Source organism: Enterobacter cloacae complex sp. P27C (assembly GCF_014895705.1).
Taxonomy (GTDB): domain Bacteria; phylum Pseudomonadota; class Gammaproteobacteria; order Enterobacterales; family Enterobacteriaceae; genus Enterobacter; species Enterobacter bugandensis.
This window is the reverse complement of record NZ_JADBQB010000005.1, coordinates 72,607-91,157: the sequence shown is the minus strand read 5'-3', so window position 1 is coordinate 91,157 and position 18,551 is coordinate 72,607. Positions and strand designations below refer to the sequence as shown.

General features: G+C 57.7%; 20 protein-coding genes. 7 read left to right on the top strand and 13 right to left on the bottom strand.

Annotation, left to right across the window (positions count from 1 at the left end; all coding sequences use genetic code 11):
- Positions 1-138: 138 nt before the first annotated feature.
- The 3 genes from marR to marB are packed head-to-tail and all read left to right on the top strand — an operon-like array spanning position 139 to position 1,226.
- Entirely contained in the window at positions 139-573 is a 435-nt protein-coding gene (marR, locus tag IM291_RS11555; protein ID WP_048999558.1) for a multiple antibiotic resistance transcriptional regulator MarR, read from the top strand.
- 20 nt (positions 574-593) lie between these two features.
- On the top strand, positions 594-974 hold the full coding sequence (marA, locus tag IM291_RS11550) for an MDR efflux pump AcrAB transcriptional activator MarA (RefSeq protein ID WP_008502237.1): 381 nt from the start codon (positions 594-596) through the stop codon (positions 972-974).
- A 33-nt stretch (positions 975-1,007) separates the two neighbouring features.
- Complete coding sequence (marB, locus tag IM291_RS11545; RefSeq protein ID WP_028013138.1) at positions 1,008-1,226, top strand: multiple antibiotic resistance protein MarB; 219 nt, start codon at positions 1,008-1,010, stop codon at positions 1,224-1,226.
- A gap of 38 nt (positions 1,227-1,264) precedes the next feature.
- On the opposite strand, the gene eamA is transcribed toward marB, so the two are convergent.
- The gene (gene eamA / locus IM291_RS11540; protein WP_192986900.1) at positions 1,265-2,164 is read right to left on the bottom strand and encodes an O-acetylserine/cysteine exporter; all 900 of its coding nucleotides are present in this window, start codon (positions 2,162-2,164) and stop codon (positions 1,265-1,267) included.
- A gap of 194 nt (positions 2,165-2,358) precedes the next feature.
- Here eamA and ydeE point away from each other — a divergent pair, with 194 nt between their 5' ends.
- Positions 2,359-3,552: an efflux MFS transporter YdeE gene (gene ydeE / locus IM291_RS11535; RefSeq protein WP_028013136.1), complete on the top strand. Its 1,194-nt coding sequence runs from the start codon at positions 2,359-2,361 to the stop codon at positions 3,550-3,552.
- Between the two features lie 46 nt (positions 3,553-3,598).
- On the opposite strand, the gene zinT is transcribed toward ydeE, so the two are convergent.
- From zinT to IM291_RS11495, 8 genes are all read right to left on the bottom strand, one after another.
- Positions 3,599-4,240 carry a metal-binding protein ZinT gene (gene zinT, locus IM291_RS11530; RefSeq protein ID WP_041910003.1) on the bottom strand — a complete coding sequence of 214 codons (642 nt, stop codon included), beginning with the start codon at positions 4,238-4,240 and terminating at the stop codon, positions 3,599-3,601.
- Between the two features lie 52 nt (positions 4,241-4,292).
- Entirely contained in the window at positions 4,293-4,991 is a 699-nt protein-coding gene (gene urtE / locus IM291_RS11525) for an urea ABC transporter ATP-binding subunit UrtE (protein ID WP_192987074.1), read from the bottom strand.
- Between the two features lie 9 nt (positions 4,992-5,000).
- Entirely contained in the window at positions 5,001-5,798 is a 798-nt protein-coding gene (urtD, locus tag IM291_RS11520) for an urea ABC transporter ATP-binding protein UrtD (RefSeq protein ID WP_048999557.1), read from the bottom strand.
- Positions 5,798-6,871 (bottom strand): urea ABC transporter permease subunit UrtC, encoded by a 1,074-nt coding sequence (gene urtC / locus IM291_RS11515; RefSeq protein ID WP_192986898.1) that lies wholly within the window; start codon positions 6,869-6,871, stop codon positions 5,798-5,800. The genes urtD and urtC overlap by 1 nt, the downstream gene beginning before the upstream one ends.
- On the bottom strand, positions 6,871-8,445 hold the full coding sequence (gene urtB, locus IM291_RS11510) for an urea ABC transporter permease subunit UrtB (RefSeq protein WP_192986896.1): 1,575 nt from the start codon (positions 8,443-8,445) through the stop codon (positions 6,871-6,873). Before urtB ends, urtC begins: the two co-directional genes overlap by 1 nt.
- A 24-nt stretch (positions 8,446-8,469) precedes the next feature.
- A complete protein-coding gene (gene urtA / locus IM291_RS11505; protein WP_192986895.1) occupies positions 8,470-9,741 on the bottom strand; it encodes an urea ABC transporter substrate-binding protein in 1,272 nt (423 codons plus the stop codon).
- Between the two features lie 202 nt (positions 9,742-9,943).
- Positions 9,944-11,047: a cobalamin-independent methionine synthase II family protein gene (locus IM291_RS11500; protein WP_048999554.1), complete on the bottom strand. Its 1,104-nt coding sequence runs from the start codon at positions 11,045-11,047 to the stop codon at positions 9,944-9,946.
- 156 nt (positions 11,048-11,203) lie between these two features.
- The gene (locus tag IM291_RS11495) at positions 11,204-11,617 is read right to left on the bottom strand and encodes a rhodanese-like domain-containing protein (protein ID WP_047365183.1); all 414 of its coding nucleotides are present in this window, start codon (positions 11,615-11,617) and stop codon (positions 11,204-11,206) included.
- 73 nt (positions 11,618-11,690) lie between these two features.
- On the opposite strand from IM291_RS11495, the gene ftrA reads away from it, so the two are divergent.
- The gene (ftrA, locus tag IM291_RS11490) at positions 11,691-12,698 is read left to right on the top strand and encodes a transcriptional regulator FtrA (RefSeq protein ID WP_192986893.1); all 1,008 of its coding nucleotides are present in this window, start codon (positions 11,691-11,693) and stop codon (positions 12,696-12,698) included.
- A 155-nt stretch (positions 12,699-12,853) separates the two neighbouring features.
- On the opposite strand, the gene IM291_RS11485 is transcribed toward ftrA, so the two are convergent.
- Complete coding sequence (locus IM291_RS11485; protein WP_045260501.1) at positions 12,854-13,216, bottom strand: hypothetical protein; 363 nt, start codon at positions 13,214-13,216, stop codon at positions 12,854-12,856.
- Positions 13,217-13,462: 246 nt separating this feature from the next.
- Between IM291_RS11485 and IM291_RS11480 the strand changes: the two genes are divergently transcribed.
- Positions 13,463-13,693 (top strand): DUF2554 family protein, encoded by a 231-nt coding sequence (locus IM291_RS11480; protein ID WP_047368536.1) that lies wholly within the window; start codon positions 13,463-13,465, stop codon positions 13,691-13,693.
- Here the strand turns inward: IM291_RS11480 and IM291_RS11475 are convergent, their stop codons facing one another.
- Together IM291_RS11475 and IM291_RS11470 are read right to left on the bottom strand one after the other, a co-directional pair.
- Positions 13,694-15,658 (bottom strand): U32 family peptidase, encoded by a 1,965-nt coding sequence (locus IM291_RS11475; protein WP_063942481.1) that lies wholly within the window; start codon positions 15,656-15,658, stop codon positions 13,694-13,696. It lies immediately after the preceding gene.
- Between the two features lie 80 nt (positions 15,659-15,738).
- Positions 15,739-16,266 (bottom strand): helix-turn-helix domain-containing protein, encoded by a 528-nt coding sequence (locus tag IM291_RS11470; RefSeq protein ID WP_192971059.1) that lies wholly within the window; start codon positions 16,264-16,266, stop codon positions 15,739-15,741.
- 92 nt (positions 16,267-16,358) lie between these two features.
- Between IM291_RS11470 and IM291_RS11465 the strand changes: the two genes are divergently transcribed.
- Positions 16,359-17,531 carry a benzoate/H(+) symporter BenE family transporter gene (locus IM291_RS11465; protein WP_192986891.1) on the top strand — a complete coding sequence of 391 codons (1,173 nt, stop codon included), beginning with the start codon at positions 16,359-16,361 and terminating at the stop codon, positions 17,529-17,531.
- Here IM291_RS11465 and IM291_RS11460 read toward each other — a convergent pair.
- Positions 17,505-18,377 carry a helix-turn-helix transcriptional regulator gene (locus IM291_RS11460; RefSeq protein WP_192971057.1) on the bottom strand — a complete coding sequence of 291 codons (873 nt, stop codon included), beginning with the start codon at positions 18,375-18,377 and terminating at the stop codon, positions 17,505-17,507. The genes IM291_RS11465 and IM291_RS11460 overlap by 27 nt on opposite strands.
- Positions 18,378-18,551: the final 174 nt, after the last annotated feature.

The window sequence follows — 18,551 nt, the reverse complement described above, 5'->3', positions numbered from 1 at the left end:
TTCCTGATTTGAAAGGTTGCAAAAATCGTTCATGAAACGTTTTAGCAATTCGTGGCATCGGCTGATTCATTCAGTTGACTTATACTTGCCTGAGCAATAATATCTGCCGTGATTAAACTACTTGCCAGGGCAACCATTGTGAAAAGCACCAGTGATATCTTTAACGACGTTGTTCCGCTGGGTCGTCTTATTCATATGGTTAACCAGAAAAAAGATCGCCTGCTCAATGACTACCTGTCACCGCTGGATATCACCGCAACACAGTTCAAAGTGCTGTGTTCCATTCGCTGCGAAGTGTGTATCACGCCGGTTGAGCTGAAAAAGGTGCTCTCTGTCGATCTGGGTGCGTTAACCCGCATGCTCGATCGTCTCGTCTGCAAAGGATGGGTAGACCGAAGCCCTAACCCGAATGACAAACGCGGCGTACTGGTCAGGCTCACCAGCGATGGTGCGGCTATGTGCGAGCAATGTCATCAATTAGTAGGACAAACACTGCATCAGGAACTAACAAAAAACTTAACGGCAGATGAAGTGGCTACCCTTGAGCTTTTGCTGAAGAAAATACTGCCGTAAACAGAAAAAGAGGTATGACGATGTCCAGACGCAATACTGACGCTATCACTATTCATAGCATTTTGGACTGGATCGAAGATAACCTGGAATCGCCGCTCTCCCTTGAAAAAGTGTCTGAGCGTTCAGGTTACTCCAAATGGCACCTGCAACGGATGTTCAAAAAAGAGACCGGTCATTCATTAGGTCAATATATTCGCAGCCGCAAGCTGACGGAAATTGCCCAGAAACTGAAAGAAAGCAATGAACCGATCCTTTATCTGGCGGAGCGTTACGGATTTGAATCACAGCAAACCCTCACGCGTACGTTCAAGAACTATTTTGACGTGCCGCCTCATAAGTACCGAATCACCAGCGTGCCGGGTGAATCCCGTTACCTGTATCCGTTAAAACACTGTAGTTAATCATCGCCTGTAAAAGACGTAACCGAGGAAAAAATGAAAGTTACCGCCTCCGCCGCCCTCGCCTTGCTGGTGCTGTTTTCCAGCCAGACCTTCGCGGAGCAAACCCCAGGTGCAACGCAGCAAAATAATCATGACACGATGATTTTGCCGTCAGCACATGACCAGTCGCCTTATGATTTCAACCACATGGGTGCTGGTAGCGACAAATCCGACGAATTAGGCGTGCCTTATTATAATCAGCACGGCCTCTGATTCGTTTTTGCCCCGCAGCCGCGGGGCTTTTTTATGCCCTATCCCCTTACCCGCGCCGCCCGGCGAACCCGCAGGCCAAACACGTTGATGTACAACCCGGCCATGATCAGCACGGCACCGAGCAGCTGCAGCGCGCTCAGCGTTTCATCCAGCAGTATCGCCGCACTGGCAAGCCCCACTACCGGAACCAGCAAAGACAGCGGCGCGACGCGCCAGGTCTCATAGCGCCCCAGCAGCGAACCCCAGATCCCGTAGCCCACGATGGTGGCGACAAACGCCAGATAGACAAGAGAAAGGATCGTGGTCAGATCGATCTCGACCAGGCTGTTCAGCATCACCTCCGGGCCATCCAGAATAAACGACGCCACCAGAAACGGGATTATCGGAATCAATGCGCTCCAGACCACCAGGGACATCACCTGAGGCCTCGCCTCGTGCTGCATAATCAGCTTGTTGAAAATATTTCCGCACGCCCAGCTCAGCCCCGCCGCCAGCGTGAGCATAAACCCGAGCAGCGCCACATCCTGACCGTTCAGGCTGGCTTCAATCAGCACCAGCACGCCAAATACCGCCAGCGTTATCCCCGCCAGCTGCTTGCCCTGCAGACGTTCGCCAAACACGAACGCGCCGAGAATGATGGTAAAGAACGCCTGCGCCTGTAACACCAGCGAGGCCAGACCGGCCGGCATGCCGAACTTGATGGCGCAGAAGAGAAACGCGAACTGGCCAAAGCTGATGGTCAGACCGTAGCCCAGCAGCAGTTTTAACGGGATTTTCGGACGGGCGACGAAAAATAGCGCCGGGAACGCCACCAGCATAAAACGCAAACCGGCCAGCATCAGCGGGGGCATGTTGTGCAATCCCAGCTTGATGACCACAAAATTGAGCCCCCATACCACGACCACCAGCAACGCCAGCAGTCCGTCTTTACGCGTCATACCCTGCCCCTGAATTATTAATAATTTGTTAACACTTCAAGGTAACAGAAAAAAGTGTGCCGCGAGAAGATCATTATTTCTGGCAGGCAGCTGAAGCACTTAGGGATAAATCGGGTGCTATACAAGCCCCTTATGTCATGGTAATCCTGTTAACACTCGTCTAAAAAAAGCATAAGCAACCGTCGGGAAGGAATATGAAACCATCTCTCAGGCGCTCAACCGCAGCGCTGCTGGCATCGTCATTGTTATTAACCATCGGTCGGGGGGCAACGCTGCCGTTCATGACCATTTATCTCACGCGCGTGTTTAATATGAGCGTCGAGAATATTGGTTATGCCCTGACGATTGCGCTGACCGTTGGCGTGGTGTTCAGCCTGGGATTTGGTATTCTGGCCGATAAGTTTGATAAAAAACGCTATATGCTGATCGCGATCGTGGCTTTTATCGCCGGTTTTGTCGCGATCCCGCTGGTGGATAACGTCACCCTGGTAGTGCTGTTCTTTTCCCTGATCAACTGCGCCTATTCCGTCTTTTCGACGGTGCTGAAAGCCTGGTTCTCGGACGTGCTGACCTCCAGCCAGAAAGCGCGCGTCTTCTCGCTCAACTACAGCTTCCTGAACATTGGCTGGACGATTGGGCCGCCGATTGGCACCCTGCTGGTGATGTACAGCCTGCAGCTGCCGTTCTGGCTGGCGGCCTTCTGCGCCGCGCTGCCGCTCGGGTTTATACATTTCTTCGTGCAAAAAAGCGTCGCGCTGGATACCGCCGAGGAGAAGATGCCCTGGCAGCCGTCGGTGCTGCTGAAAGATCGCGCCCTGTTCTGGTTTACCCTCTCCGGCCTGCTCGCGTCTTACGTGGGCGGATCGTTCGCCAGCTGCATTTCGCAATACGTACTGGCCGCCAATGCCGACAGCGATTTTGCCCAGAAGGTTGTCGCCGTGGTGCTGCCCGTTAACGCCGCCGTGGTGGTGACGCTGCAGTACGCGCTGGGACGGAAGATCTCCGCCAGCAATATTCGGCCTTTAATGACCGCCGCAACGCTGTTTTTTATCCTGGGTCTGGGAGGCTTTATGCTCTCCGGGGAGAACCTGATTTACTGGGGCATCGCCGCCGCCATCTTTACGCTGGGTGAGATTATCTACGCACCGGGTGAATACATGCTGATCGACAACATCGCCCCGCCGGGGATGAAGGCGAGCTATTTTTCCGCGCAGGCGCTGGGCTGGCTCGGCGCGGCGGCAAACCCGATGATCACCGGCATTATCCTGACCAACCTGCCGCACTGGTCGCTGTTTGCAATCATGATGGTTGCCATCGTCGTTGCCTGGCTGATGATTTTGCGGGGAATGAGCGTGAAGGCGTGGAACGAATCCCCCAAAGCGGCGTAAAAAATAGTGGCCGGGTAAGGCGAAGCCGCCCCCCGGCAATAACGCATCAGTGGTGCAGCATCTCCTCCACCACCTGCTCTTTGTACATCTCGTTTGGATAATAGGTCGGCCAGTTGTCCATCTCTTTCAGCAGCGCCTCGTGGGAGGTATTGCCCATAAAAATATGGAAGTGCGATGAGGCTTTCGGCCCGATGATGTGGTCGCTGAACTGCACGAACTTCGGCGCCTTGCTGTCGGCATCCTTACACTCAAACAGATAGCGAACGCCTTTTTTACCCGATGCGTAGGTCAGAATTTTGTAGCCACTGTAGTCATACTGACAGCTGCTGACCGCCTTGCCTCTGTGGAATTCCATTACGTTATTTTCAATGCCGATGGCATCCACGTCCGTGGCATATCCCTTGCGGTAGTACGCTTTCACCTCGTCAAAGGTTTTGCTTTTATCCTTCTGCGCTTTCTGTTTGAAGACCGGATCCAGCGAACCGTCCAGCAGGAACGGATACACCGACTGCCAGGTGCCGTCCCAGTCGGACAGCGCTCTGTCCTTTACGTCTTTATCCTCAAACACCCCGTTTGCCGCCTTCTGTTCCGCTTCGGTCATCTGATGGCCGTGCGAGTGAGCAAACAGCTGGCCACTGACCAGCAGCGCCCCCAGAGTCATGGCAAATTTTCCAATATGTGCAGCCAAAGTAACGCCCTCATTCCGTTTTAAAAGAATGAGGATGTTATAATATAACATTTCAGATCGCAACCAGCCCGCGAACGCCCTCCTGCTCCATATTTTCGCCCCTCCCGCGCTGAATGATAGTGCCGCGGGACATCAGGAGATAGCTGTCGGCCAGCTCGGCGGCAAAGTCGTAAAACTGCTCGACGAGCAGGATTGCCATATCGCCTCTGTTTGCCAGGGTGCGGATCACCTGGCCAATCTCTTTGATGACGGAAGGCTGTATGCCTTCCGTCGGTTCGTCCAGAATCAGCAGCTGCGGACGGCTCGCCAGCGCGCGACCAATCGCCAGCTGCTGCTGCTGCCCGCCGGAGAGATCGCCCCCACGGCGGTGCTTCATCTCTTTGAGAACCGGAAACAGCTGCCAGATCTCGTCAGGAACCTGCTTTGCCTCGCGGGCGGAAAAACGCGAAAGCCCAAGCAAAAGGTTCTCTTCCACGGTCAGGCGCGGGAAAATCTCGCGCCCCTGCGGGACATACGCTACGCCGGACTGCACCCGCTGGTGCGGCCTGCTGTGGGTGATCGTTTTACCCTGCCAGATGACCTCCCCGGTTTTCGACGGGATCAGCCCCATCAGGCATTTCAGCAGCGTGGTTTTCCCGACGCCGTTGCGCCCCAGCAGACAGGTGACTTCGCCGGGAGCGGCTTCCAAGCTCACGCCGCGCAGGATATGGCTGCCGCCGTAGTACTGATTCAGTTCGTTAACCTGTAACATCATCGCTCCTTAGCGCCCCAGATAGACCTCAATCACCTGCTCGTTGGCCTGCACCTCGCGAAGCGAGCCTTCCGCCAGCACGCGCCCCTGATGCAGCACCGTCACGTGGTCGGCAATCGTTTCAACAAAGCCCATGTCGTGCTCCACCACCATCAGGGAATGTTTGCCCGCCAGGGTTTTGAACAGCTCGGCGGTGTATTCCGTTTCCGCATCGGTCATCCCGGCGGCGGGTTCATCCAGCAGCAGCAGGTGCGGGTCCTGCACCAGCAGCATGCCGATCTCCAGGAACTGTTTCTGCCCGTGCGAAAGCAGCCCGGCGCGACGGCCCCGCTCGCTGCCAAGGCGCAGAAGAACCAGCATCTCGTCAATGCGGTCCCGCTGCTCGCCGCTGAGTTTTGCCCGCAGGCTCGCCCAGACGGATTTATCGGTTTTCATGGCGATCTCAAGGTTCTCCCACACCGTCAGCGCTTCAAAGACCGTGGGTTTCTGGAATTTTCGGCCAATCCCCTGACGGGCAATGGCCGCAGGCTCCAGCCCGGTCAGGTCGATGGACTGGTCGTAAATCGCTCTCCCGCTTTTGGGTCGGGTTTTGCCGGTGATCACGTCCATCAGCGTGGTTTTACCCGCCCCGTTGGGGCCAATCACGCAGCGCAACTCGCCCACGCCGATATTCAGGGAGAGATCGGTCAGCGCCTGGAAGCCGTCGAAACTGACGTTAATGGCCTCAAGCTGAAGCACCGGGTCAGTCTGGTCCCGGTAGCGATCGCCGGGCAACTGGCGGGTAAATAACTCTTCCGTTGGCTGCATTATTTCTCTCCCTTACGCAACAGACCGTAGACGCCGCGCGGCAGGAACAGCGTGACGGCGATAAAAATCAACCCCAGAAACAGCTGCCAGTACTCCGGCATGGCAACGGTAAAGAAGCTTTTCGCCCCGTTCACCAGCGCCGCGCCAATCACCGGCCCCACCAGGGTGCCGCGCCCGCCCAGCGCCACCCAGATGGCGGCTTCTATCGAGTTGGTCGGCGACATTTCACCGGGGTTAATAATGCCCACCTGCGCAACGTACAGCGCCCCCGCCAGGCCGCACAGCACGGCGGAGAGCGTCCACACCAGCAGCTTGAACCCGCGCGGATCGTACCCGCAGAACGTCAGGCGGTTTTCCGCGTCGCGCACGGCGGTCAGGATGCGGCCAAACTTGCTCTTCGCCAGCGCAAATCCGGTGCCCAACGCCAGAAGCAGCAACAGCACCGTCGCCAGGAACAGCGCGATGCGGGTTGCCGTTTCCGTCACCGAAAACCCGAGCAGCGTGGTGAAGCCGGTAAAGCCGTTATTGCCGCCAAAGCCGGTTTCGTTGCGAAAGAACAGCAGCATGCCCGCGTAGGTCAGCGCCTGGGTCATAATCGAGAAGTAAACCCCTTTGATCTTCGAGCGGAAGGCAAACCAGCCAAACACCAGCGCCAGCAAACCCGGCACCATCACGATCAGCACCAGCGCCCAGGCAAAGTGCTGGGTGCCCCACCAGAACCACGGCAGCTCGCTCCAGGAGAGAAACGACATAAACGCGGGCAGGCCGTCGCCTGACGCCTGGCGCATCAGGTACATGCCCATCGCATAGCCGCCCAGGGCGAAGAAGATGCCGTGTCCAAGAGAGAGCATGCCGGCGTAGCCCCACACCAGATCCAGCGCCACCGCAACGATGGCATAGCAGAGGATCTTGCCGATGAGCGTCAGCATCCAGGTCGACAGCGCCAGCGGATGCGTCGCGGGCAGCAAGGCGAAAAACGGTAAAATCAGCAAACACGCCACCAGCAGGCTGCCTGCAATCTGTGTCGTTCGCGGCGCTTTACGCGCCAGCGTTAAGGTCAGCGGCTGGCTCATCAGTCAATCACCCTCCCTTTTAGCGCAAACAGCCCCTGAGGGCGCTTCTGGATAAACAGGACGATCGCCACCAGAATCACGATCTTGCCCAGCACCGCCCCCATCTGCGGCTCAAGGATTTTATTGAAAATGCCCAGCCCGAACGCGGCGGCCACGCTGCCTGCCAGCTGGCCTACGCCACCGAGAACGACTACGAGGAACGAGTCGATGATGTACCCCTGACCAAGCTCCGGCCCGACGTTACCAAGCTGGGATAACGCCACGCCGCCTAACCCGGCGATCCCTGAGCCCAGCCCAAACGCCAGCATATCGACGCGCCCGGTCGGTACCCCGCAGCAGGCGGCCATGCTGCGGTTTTGCGTCACCGCGCGCACGTTCAGACCAAGACGGGTTTTATTCAGAATCAGCCAGGTGAAGAACAGCACCAGCAGCACGAAGCCCAGCACCACAATGCGGTTCCACGGCAGGGTCAGGTTTGCAAAAACCTGCACCCCGCCGGAAAGCCATGCCGGGTTTGCCACCTCCAGGTTCTGGGCACCAAAGGTCATGCGCACCAGCTGGATAAGCATCAGGCTGATCCCCCAGGTCGCCAGCAGGGTTTCCAGCGGACGACCGTACAGGTGACGGATCACGGTGCGCTCCAGCACTATTCCAATGCCCGCCGTCAGGCAGAACGCTACCGGCAAGGCGATAACGGGATAGAGCGCCAGCCACTGAGGGGCAAGCCCGGCCATTGCCTGCTGCACCATCCACGTGGCGTACGCCCCCAGCATCAGCATCTCGCCGTGGGCCATGTTAATGACGCCCAGCAGACCGTAGGTGATCGCAAGCCCCAGCGCGGCCAGCAGCAACACCGACCCCAGAGAAAGCCCCATAAACGCCTGGCCCAGCAGATCGCCCCACATCAGGCGATGCGTAATCTGGCTAAGGCTCTCTTCTGCGGCCGCGCGCACGCCGGCATCCGGCTCGGTCTGCGCCTGGGTAAACGGAGTGAGTCTGGACTGTACCTCCGGATCGTCTGACTGGCCCAGCAGTTCGACGGCCCTGCGGCGCACCTCCGGCTGCGGGCTCGCCAGCTGGAGATTCGCTACCGCCAGCAGGAGCGCCTGCCGCGCCACAGCGTCCGCTTCATCCCCGGCGCGCTTTTCCAGAAAAGCGAGCATGTCGGGCTGAGCATCCCGCTGGAGCTGACGGGCTGCAGCCCGCCTTTCGGTGACACTGTCACTAACAAGCTGATGCGTGGCAATGGCCGTTGCAGCCAGCACGCGCAGCCGGTTTGTCAGGCGTACAGCTTTGGTTTGCCCTACTGCCGCACGCGCCTCACCGAGCGAAACCATTTCGCCATTACGCTTCGCAAAGGCGTGCTTTTGGCTGTCGGTATACAGGTTTTCCTTTTGCAGGGACTGAAGCAGCGGAAGCCTGGCGGCATCCGGCGCAGCGGCCCACTGCGTGAGGAGCTCCGCCTGCTGGCCGCGGCTGGCGGCAACAAAACGATCGGCATCCGATGCCTGCGCCATCCCTGGCAGCAGTCCGGAAAGCCATACAAGAGCGATGAACATGCGCATGGCGTTCATGACGTTTCTCCCTGAGGCAATGGCCTAGTTGCTGGCGGTTTTCATCGGCTGGTCGGGCTTTTTGTCATTCCCGGCAATGAACGGACTCCACGGCTGGGCGCGCACCGGCTGTTCCGTCTGCCAGACCACGTTGAACTGGCCGTTGCCTTCAATTTCACCGATCATGACCGGCTTATGCAGATGATGGTTGGTAGCATCCATGGTGAGCGTAAAGCCAGACGGCGCCTTAAATGACTGACCGGCCATCGCCGCGCGCACCTTATCCACGTCGGTGGTGCCCGCTTTTTCCACCGCCTGTGCCCACATATGGATCCCCACGTAAGTCGCTTCCATCGGGTCGTTGGTCACCACGGTATCGGCATTCGGCAGCTTGTACGCCTTCGCATAGGCTTTGTAATCCGCGACGAACGCCTGGTTGGTTGGATTATCCACGGACTCAAAGTAGTTCCACGCCGCCAGGTTACCCACCAGCGGTTTGGTGTCGATTCCGCGTAGCTCTTCTTCGCCGACGGAGAACGCCACCACCGGCACGTCGGTGGCCTTCAGCCCCTGGTTAGCCAGCTCTTTGTAGAACGGCACGTTGGAGTCGCCGTTGATGGTCGACACCACGGCGGTTTTGCCGCCGGCGGAGAATTTCTTGATGCTGGCGACGATGGTCTGGTAGTCGCTGTGACCAAACGGGGTGTAAACCTCTTCGATGTCCTTATCCTCCACCCCTTTCGAATGCAGGAACGCGCGCAGGATCTTGTTGGTGGTGCGCGGGTAAACGTAGTCGGTACCCAGCAGGAAGAAGCGCTTCGCCCCGCCGCCGTCCTCGCTCATCAGGTATTCCACCGCCGGGATGGCCTGCTGGTTCGGCGCCGCGCCGGTATAGAAGACGTTTGGCGACATCTCTTCGCCTTCATACTGCACCGGATAGAACAGCAGGCCGTTCAGCTCCTCAAACACCGGCAGCACGGATTTGCGCGAAACCGACGTCCAGCAGCCGAACACCACCGCCACTTTATCCTGGCTCAGCAGCTGGCGAGCCTTCTCGGCAAACAGCGGCCAGTTTGAGGCCGGATCCACCACCACCGGCTCCAGTTTCTTACCCAGCACGCCGCCTTTGGCATTGATCTCGTCGATGGTCATCAGGGCGACGTCCTTCAGCGGGGTTTCGGAGATGGCCATCGTGCCGGACAGAGAGTGCATGATCCCCACTTTGATGGTGTCGGCCGCCTGCACGCCAAAACTCATTCCCATCGCCACGACGGACGCGGATAACGCAAAGGCTTTTAATAAGGTACGACGCTGCATATTTTCACTCCTGAAAAAGAACGCTGTGCGAAAACGTCCGTTACGGCATGGACGCGGAAATAAAGGTGTCAGCGAAGCAGGAGCAAAAAGGATGCCAGAATGGAGGAAGCGTTATTGCAGGAGACAGACGGCAGGATGTAAAGAGAACGACTCAGAATGGCACAGCGCTGCACTTTTATAATGCAGCGCTGAGGAAGCGGTTTTACCAGACTTCGCTGGCGATCTGCGTCACCAGACGGACCTTATCCCACTGCTGGGACTCACTCAGGCTGTTGCCCTCTTCGGTGGAGGCAAAACCGCACTGCGGGCTGAGGCAGATTTGCTCTTTCGCCACGTATTTCGCCGCCTCTTCCAGACGGGCCTTCACGCCTTCCGGGTTCTCCAGCTCACCGTTTTTCGTGGTGATCAGGCCCAGCACCACCTGCTGCTTGCCCGGGCGAACGAAGCGCAGCGGCGCGAAATCCCCGCTGCGGTCGTTATCGTATTCCAGGAAGAATGCGTCAACGTTGACCGTCCCGAACAGCACTTCCGCCACCGGCTCGTAGCCGCCTTCGGAAATCCAGGTTGAACGGAAGTTACCGCGGCAGACGTGCAGCCCGATGGTCAGATCCTCCGGCTTGCCTTCCAGGGCATTGTTCAGTACGCGGGCATAGATTTGAGCCAACTCATCGGCATCGTCGCCGCGCTCGCGGATCTGACGGCGCTGGTCGTCCGAGCAGAGGTAGGCCCAGACGGTGTCGTCCAACTGCAGATAACGGCAGCCCGCGTCGTAGAATGCGCGTATCGCGTCGCGCCAGGTGGTTGCCAGATCGTCGAAATAGTCGTTCAGATCCGGGTACACCGTCGCGTCGATGTCTTTGCGCCCGCCGCGGAAATGGAGCACGCTTGGGCTGGGAATGGTCATCTTCGGCTGGGCATTGCCGCTGATGCTTTTCAGATAGCGGAAGTCTTCCAGCATCGGGTGGTCGCCAAAGCCCAGCTTGCCGGTCACGCGCACGCCGTGGGCTTTGGTTTGTACTCCGTTGAACTGAATCCCCTGCTGTGAATCGTAACGCTCAACCCCCTGAAGACCGTCGAAGAAATCGAAGTGCCACCAGGCACGGCGAAATTCACCGTCGGTCACCACATGCAGGCCGCACGCGCACTGCTGCTCGACGACGTGGCGAATAGCCTCGTCCTCCACCGCGCGAAGCTGTCCGGCATCAATCTCGCCGCTGGCGAATTTCAGGCGAGCCTGCTTGATGGCATCCGGGCGTAAAAAGCTGCCGACTACGTCGGCGCGGTATGGGGCGTGCTGTCGTTGCATGGAAATCTCCTCAGTCTGCCGGTATTAATTGCCCGCAGTGATAATTCATTATTTGAACCTTTAGACTTCTGGATGTCTAAATGCCCAAAAAAGATGTCATACCTTACCGTTTCCGGCAAACGAGAAAATTTCACGGGTGTTGAAAAAAATTCATCTTCACAGCGCGTCAGCGTGCGCCTGGCTGGCAAAGGCGTAGCGTTCATCTTCCCAGCCGGTGATGCCGCCGAGCATGATTTTGACCGGCAGCCCGAGACGCGCCAGCTTCAGCGCCGCCCTGTCCGCGCCGTTACAGTGTGGCCCCGCACAGTAGACGACAAACAGCGTCCCTTCCGGCCATTGAGACATCCGCTCAGCGGTCATCTGGCTCCAGGGCATATGCAGTGCGCCCGGCACATGGCGGCGGGCAAACTGCTCCGGGCTCCCCACCACGTGCAGCAGCACGAAGTCCTGCTCATTATTGGCGATGGCGTGATGCACGTCGGCGCAGTCGGTTTCGACGCTCAGGCGACGCAGAAAATGGGTAACGGCTTCCTGCGGCTCGGCAGCCGGAAATTCAGTAACATAGCTCATGATCCTTCCTCATCTTTGGCGTTTGTGTTAACACTACTCTATCCACAAATTCAGCCCGTGAATGCGCTCGCTTATGCCAGAAAACAGCAAAAAGATGACAAACTTAAGACAGATTACCCGCCCGCAGGTGGTGGTGCTGGCGTATGACGGGCTATGTACCTTTGAGTTTGGCGTGGCGGTTGAGATTTTTGGCCTGCCGCGTCCGGAGCTGGGCGACGACTGGTATCGTTTTGCGGTGGCGAGCGTGGATAGCGGAGAACTGCGGGCGACCGGCGGGATCCGCATCGTTACCGATGGGGACTTGAGCCTGCTTGCGTCGGCGGACCTGATCGTGGTTCCCGGCTGGCGGGGGCTAGACTCACCGGTTCCTCCGGCGCTCTGCGAGGCGCTGCGCCAGGCCAGCGCGCGCGGATGTCAGCTGCTGTCCATCTGCTCGGGCGTGTTCGTACTGGCCGCTACGGGGCTGCTGAACGGACGTAAAGCCACGACGCACTGGCGCTACATTGACGCGCTTAAGGTCCGCTACCCTGACATCGAGGTGGTTGAGGATGTGCTCTACCAGGACGAGGGCGATATCCTGACCTCCGCGGGCAGCGCGGCGGGGATCGATCTCTGCCTTCATGTTGTACGAAGGGATTATGGGCTGGAAACCGCCAACAGCGTGGCGCGTCGGCTGGTGATCCCCCCTCACCGGGATGGTTCACAGCCGCAGCATTTGAGCCGCCCGGTGGCGCAGCTGCGGGAAAGCCAGCGCCTGGGCCAGCTGTTTGATTTTCTGCACACGCATCTTACCGAGCCGCACAGCGTCGACTCGCTGGCGCGTCGGGTCGGCATGAGCCAGCGCACCTTTCTTCGTCGCTTCGAGGCTGCAACGGGCACGACGCCCGCACGCTGGCTGCTTAATGAACGCCTGCTGAGAGCAAAAGATTATCTGGAGAGCAGCCGTTTAAGCATCGACAGCATCGCGGAACAGACCGGGTTTGGTCAGGCGTCGACGCTGCGTCATCATTTTCGTCAGCAGTTTGCGCTTTCCCCGGCTCAGTATCGCAAACAATTTTCACGTTCTGATACTGCCCGCTAGCGGCAAAAGCGCAAAAAAAACCGCCATTATCTGGCGGTAAATGCTTGCATGGATAGATTTGTATTTTGGTCTCTACGTCCCCGACGCTCCATGGTCGGGCAGCGGATCTCATACAAACTAACACTGGCTGTCTCAACGAAAGCTAAACAGCCTGATTAACTCGCGCTGGTGTTGATTTGCAAATAGCGCATCAGGCCCTGCTCAGCGCTCTGCCTGGCATCATCGTTAAGGGCCTCGAGATAAAACGATCGCGATACGCCATAGGGAGCCTTTTCAGAGGGATAAACCGCAAACTGGAATGTTTTTCCCCGTGCCGGATGGGTGCAGTCTAATTCCCAGCGCTGCTCATTTACTCTTTTACTAGTGCAGGCTACGCGTCCATAGTCGCTGGTTAAATAGGAACCAACGCGAATTTCAGCGGACTGAATATATTCTGGTTCGTCATTACCTGCATAACGAATCGCTGCAACGGCACCTACCGCAACAGCCAGAAGCGAAAACGCTATTATTTTTTTCATTTATGAATGACCCATTCCTTAGCCAGAGATTCACTATTATATAGGATTTATCCTTAATGCGAACATCCAACTGTGGACCAGAAATGGGAGGTTTACAAAAACGCACATATATTTTAAGAAAAATCCTAATCGGTATTATGAACCCACGTTATTTGACATTTTCTTTGCGCTATTTTGAAATTTTGAATAATAACCCTAAACAATAATTGGCATGATTAACCCGCGCTGTTCTTATTCGGTGAATTTATGTTCAAAAAAGGGCTATCTTTTATCATGCTTATTTGTGCCCTCTTTTCCGGCCAGCTGATGGCCGGGCACAAAGGGCATGAATATGTTTGGGTAAAGAATGTGGAACATCAGCTGCGGCATGAGGCCGACAGTGACGAGTTACGCAGTGTAGCGGAAGAGTCAGCGGAGGGTTTGCGCGAACACCACCTGTGGCAGAAATCGCGCAAACCGGACACGCACGTAAGGTAATTAACTGCCCTTGCGTTTCGGAAGGGTTTTCATCAGATCGTCCGGGCTCACGGACGCAACGATACTGCCCGGCGGTGGCATTTTGAAAATGTGGTTTTTCATTTTGCCGATAACATGCATTTCACAAGGACGGCAGTCAAACTTCAGGGTCAGGACTTCGTCACCGTTGACCAGCTGCATGGGGGTGGCCTTCCAGCTTTTAATATTCCCTTTCGCCTGTTTCGGGCACAGGTTAAAAGCAAAGCGCAGGCAGTGCTTGGTGATCATCACCGGCACATCGCCCTTCTCTTCGTGCGCTTCATAGGCCGCGTCGATAAGCTGCACGCCGTGGCGATGATAAAATTCACGCGCTTTATGGTTGTAAACGTTGGCCAGAAACGATAAATGGGTGTCCGGATACACAGGCGCAGGAACGGATTCGGCCTTACGGCTGCCGCGCGGGTACTGCGCCAGGCGTGCGGCATCCAGCATCTCTGCCGTTTCGCGGCGGAACTGGTTCAGCAGGCTGTTCGGCACGAACAGCGCGTCCGGCAGATTAACCTCGATGGCGCGCGCGTAGTAAATCGTCTGGCCCAGCTTCGCTACGCCGTCCTTCAGGCTGTTAAGCGCTTTCTCCGCGTTGTTTGCCACCTCGAACAGGCCATCAAGGGTATGCGTTACGCTGATGCCGTCTTCGCAGGTCATGGTCAGGATCAGCTGCTCTTCCCAGCCGCCCAGCTCAATGTCCACCGCGATGCGACGCTCGCTGGAGGTTTTCAGCAATGCCTGCTGCCAGTTATGATCCAGGTTACGGTTGAGCGGCGCGTTCGGCCTTGCCTTGTAGAGATCGGCAGGCATTTCATTCGGCCAGACGCGGTAGCGGTTCTCGCCGGTTTTTTCGACCGTGTTGGCGCGGAAGCCCACCACTTCACGCTTAATCATCACGTTCAGGCCGTCGCCGTTCGCCAGCGGCTCGGTCACTTCAACGTCCAGGTGATCTTTCGCCACTTTCAACACTTCACCGACCGGTAAACCGATAAACTTCGGTGAGTCAAACGCGCCAATATCCCCTTTGCGGGCGTTCACGAAATAGTCCGTGCTGCCGCGGTGGAAGGTTTTGTCCGTTGACGGAATAAAGAAATGTTCGGTACGACCGGCCGAGGCGCGCGCCAGGTCACCGCGATCTTCGATGATGGCGTCCAGCATCTGGCGATAGTGCGCGGTGATGTTCTTCACGTAGCTCATATCTTTGTAGCGCCCTTCAATCTTAAAGGAACGCACGCCCGCGTCGATCAGCGCGCCCAGGTTGGCAGTCTGATCGTTATCCTTCATGGAAAGCAGGTGTTTTTCGAACGCCACCACGCGACCCTGGTCGTCTTTCAGGGTATACGGCAGACGGCAGGCCTGCGAGCAGTCGCCGCGGTTGGCGCTGCGGCCCGTCTGGGCGTGGGAAATGTTGCACTGGCCGGAATAGGCCACGCACAGCGCGCCGTGGATAAAGAATTCGATCGTCGCGTCCGTCGCCTGGTGAATATCGCGGATCTGATTGAGGTTCAGCTCGCGGGCCAGAACGATCTGCGAAAAGCCCACGTCGGAGAGAAACTTCGCCTTCTCAACCGTGCGGATATCGCACTGGGTGCTGGCATGCAGTTCGATAGGCGGAATATCCAGCTCAAGCACGCCCATATCCTGAACAATCAGGGCATCGACGCCGGTCTGGTAAAGATCGGTAATCAGACGCTGCGCGGGCTCCAGCTCATCATCATGAAGAATGGTGTTCAGGGTCACGAACACTTTCGCCCCGAAACGGTGGGCGAACGGCACCAGATCGGCAATATCGCGCAGGCTGTTGCTGGCGTTATGGCGGGCACCGAAGCCAGGGCCGCCGATATAGACGGCGTCAGCGCCATGAAGGATCGCTTCACGGGCAATGGCGGCGTCGCGGGCCGGGCTTAAAAGTTCAAGATGATGGGATTGCAGGCGCATACTTCGTCGTTATCCGTTATGGTCAAAATGGCGGCTATTGTAGTCAGAAGTCTGCGCCAGCGAAACAGTTTTGCGTAGCCTCAGCGGGGATAATGGATCAGAGAGTGAAAATGCACCGGCCGGTCGCTGCTGTTGCGGTAGGCGTGCGGTTTATCACCGGCAAAACGGACGCCAGAATCGGCATGAACCGTCTGCCACTCGTCGTTGATGTTCATCTCCAGCTCGCCGCTGATGACCACCACATGTTCAATCACGCCTGCCTCATGCGGCGTGGACTCGCTCAGGGCACCCGGTGCCAGCGTGATGGAAAAATGATCGAACCGGAGCGTCTCATCCCAGGGAAAGAGCGGTTTGACCACCATCGCCTGCTGCTGTGAATCAAACACAGCCGGCCTGTCCGCCTCGGGCGTAATGAAAGCGGAAAACGGGACGTTCAGCCCGGTGGCAATTTTCCACAGCGTCGACACCGTCGGGCTGGACTCATTGCGCTCGATTTGCCCGAGCATCGCTTTCGACACGCCCGTTTCGTCCGCCAGCTTCGACAAACTCCAGCCGCGCGCCTGGCGCAGCGTTTTCAGCTTTGCTGCAAGATGTTGTGTAATGTCCATGCTCCCTCCTGATGGCCCTGAGCATACCACTTGTACGCTATAGCGCACAGTGTTACCTTATCGCGGACGTTATAACGCACAGCGGAGTTTCTATGCGCCCTACCTCTCATCTCGTTCCAGTCGTACTGGCTGGATTTGTCGCCGTTCTGGTCGGTTACGCCAGTTCGGCAGCCATCATCTGGCAGGCCGCCGCGGCGGCAGGCGCCAGCGCGCAGCAGATTGCGGGCTGGATGACCGCGCTGGGGGTTGGGATGGGCGTCAGCACGCTGGCGCTCTCCTGGTGGTATAAAGCTCCGGTGCTGACCGCCTGGTCTACGCCCGGCGCGGCGCTGCTCGCCACCAGCCTGCACGGCGTGACGCTGGCCGAGACAATCGGCGTGTTTATCTTCGCCAACGCGCTCATTTTACTCTGCGGCATGACCGGGCTTTTCGCCCGCCTGATGAAGCTGATCCCACACTCACTGGCCGCGGCCATGCTGGCAGGCGTACTCCTTCAGTTTGGGCTGCATGCGTTTGCCCATCTGGACGGGCACTTTCTGCTGTGCGGCAGCATGATTGCCGCGTGGCTGCTGGCGAAAGCGCTGGCACCGCGCTATGCGATCGTCATTACGCTGCTGGTGGGCGGGATCGTGGCATGGGCGGGAGGTGACGTTGTCACCGATAAAATCACCATTTCCTTCGTGATACCTGAGTTTATTGCGCCCACGTTCACCTTCACCAGCCTGGTGAGCATCGGCTTGCCCTTCTTCCTGGTGACCATGGCCTCGCAAAATGCGCCCGGTTTCGCGACCATGAAAGCGTCCGGCTATCCGCTGGCGGTCTCACCGCTCATTATTTTTACGGGTGGGCTGGCGCTGCTGCTGTCCCCCTTCGGCGTCTTTTCCATCTGCATAGCCGCCATTACCGCCGCTATCTGTCAAAGCCCGGATGCCCACCCCGATGCCGGTAAACGCTGGCTGGCGGCCATCGCCGCGGGCGGGTTTTATCTGCTGGCGGGAGTGTTCGGCGGATCCATCACCGGGATAATGGCTGCGCTGCCGCTCAGCTGGATCCAGACGCTGGCCGGTCTGGCGCTGCTGGGTACCATCAGCGGGAGTTTATATCAGGCGTTGAATCATGAAGCGGAGCGCGACGCGGCTATCGTCACGTTTCTGATGACCGCAAGCGGCGTTACGATCCTGGGCATCGGCTCGGCATTCTGGGGGCTGGTGCTGGGCGGCGTAAGCTATGCCCTGTTTTCACGCGCTCGCCGCGCGCAGCTGTGACGGCGTGATGCCCATGACGCTGCGAAAACGGTTACTGAAGTGGCTGGCGGAGTTAAACCCGCAGGCCAGCGCGATATCCGTCAGCGGCGTCGAGGTATTCTGCACCAGGTTTTTCGCTTTTTCCATGCGCCGTTGCATGACGTACTGATGCGGCGCCAGCCCCGTCGACTGGCGGAACATGCGGGCAAAATGGTATTCGCTGAGTGCGGCCTGCGCCGCCAGATCGGCCAGCGTCAGGGGCTGTCCGAGGTTTTCTTCAATAAAAGCCAGCACGTTGCGCAGAACAAACGGCGATAGCCCGCCGGTAACGACCGGGAGCTTCCACTGAACGTTGGCGTAGTTTTGCAGCAGGTGGGTCAACAGCAGCGTAGAGGCCGTGCTCAGGGTGAGCTGGTTGGCCTGCTGCTGCCAGTCGCAGCCGAGCAGAAACTGGCGGTAAAGCGCGGTGATTTTCGGGTCGCTGCCAAAAATGCGCTCGTCCAGAGTCAGCGACAGGGGCCGCTTGTCCCAGATTTTTTCGCCCACATCGCGCAGGTGTTCATCGGTGCAGTAGAGATGGACAAACGACAGGTCATCGCGGATGTCCCACGTCGATTCGCTCTCTTTCGGCATCAGACAGAAACGGTCCGGTCCCCCGCCGTTCTTCCAGCCGCCCGGCGTCTTTTGATAGCTCTCGTAACCGTCGGCGACGTACAGACTAAGGGTATGATGATTGCTTTTAACCGTTATCGTATCGTGCTTGTTGTACCACGCCGCCAGCTGAATGCCGGAATTGAGCGCGACCGTTTCCCGCAGGACCGCATTCTGCTGGCGAAGCGTTTCAAAGGTATCGTAAGCGTAAGACATAACCGTTAGCGCGTTATTGTGTGAACGCTCAGTCTAAGAACTGTTGTCCCCCGTTGCCAGCCCCCGGAAAAGAAAAAAGCGCAAGATTTTGCAAGTCTACCGCAAGCCGGTGAAAGCCCCAGAGCGATGACAGCGCCATACTGCGGGCTTCCGTGGTTTGAGAAGAGAAAAAAT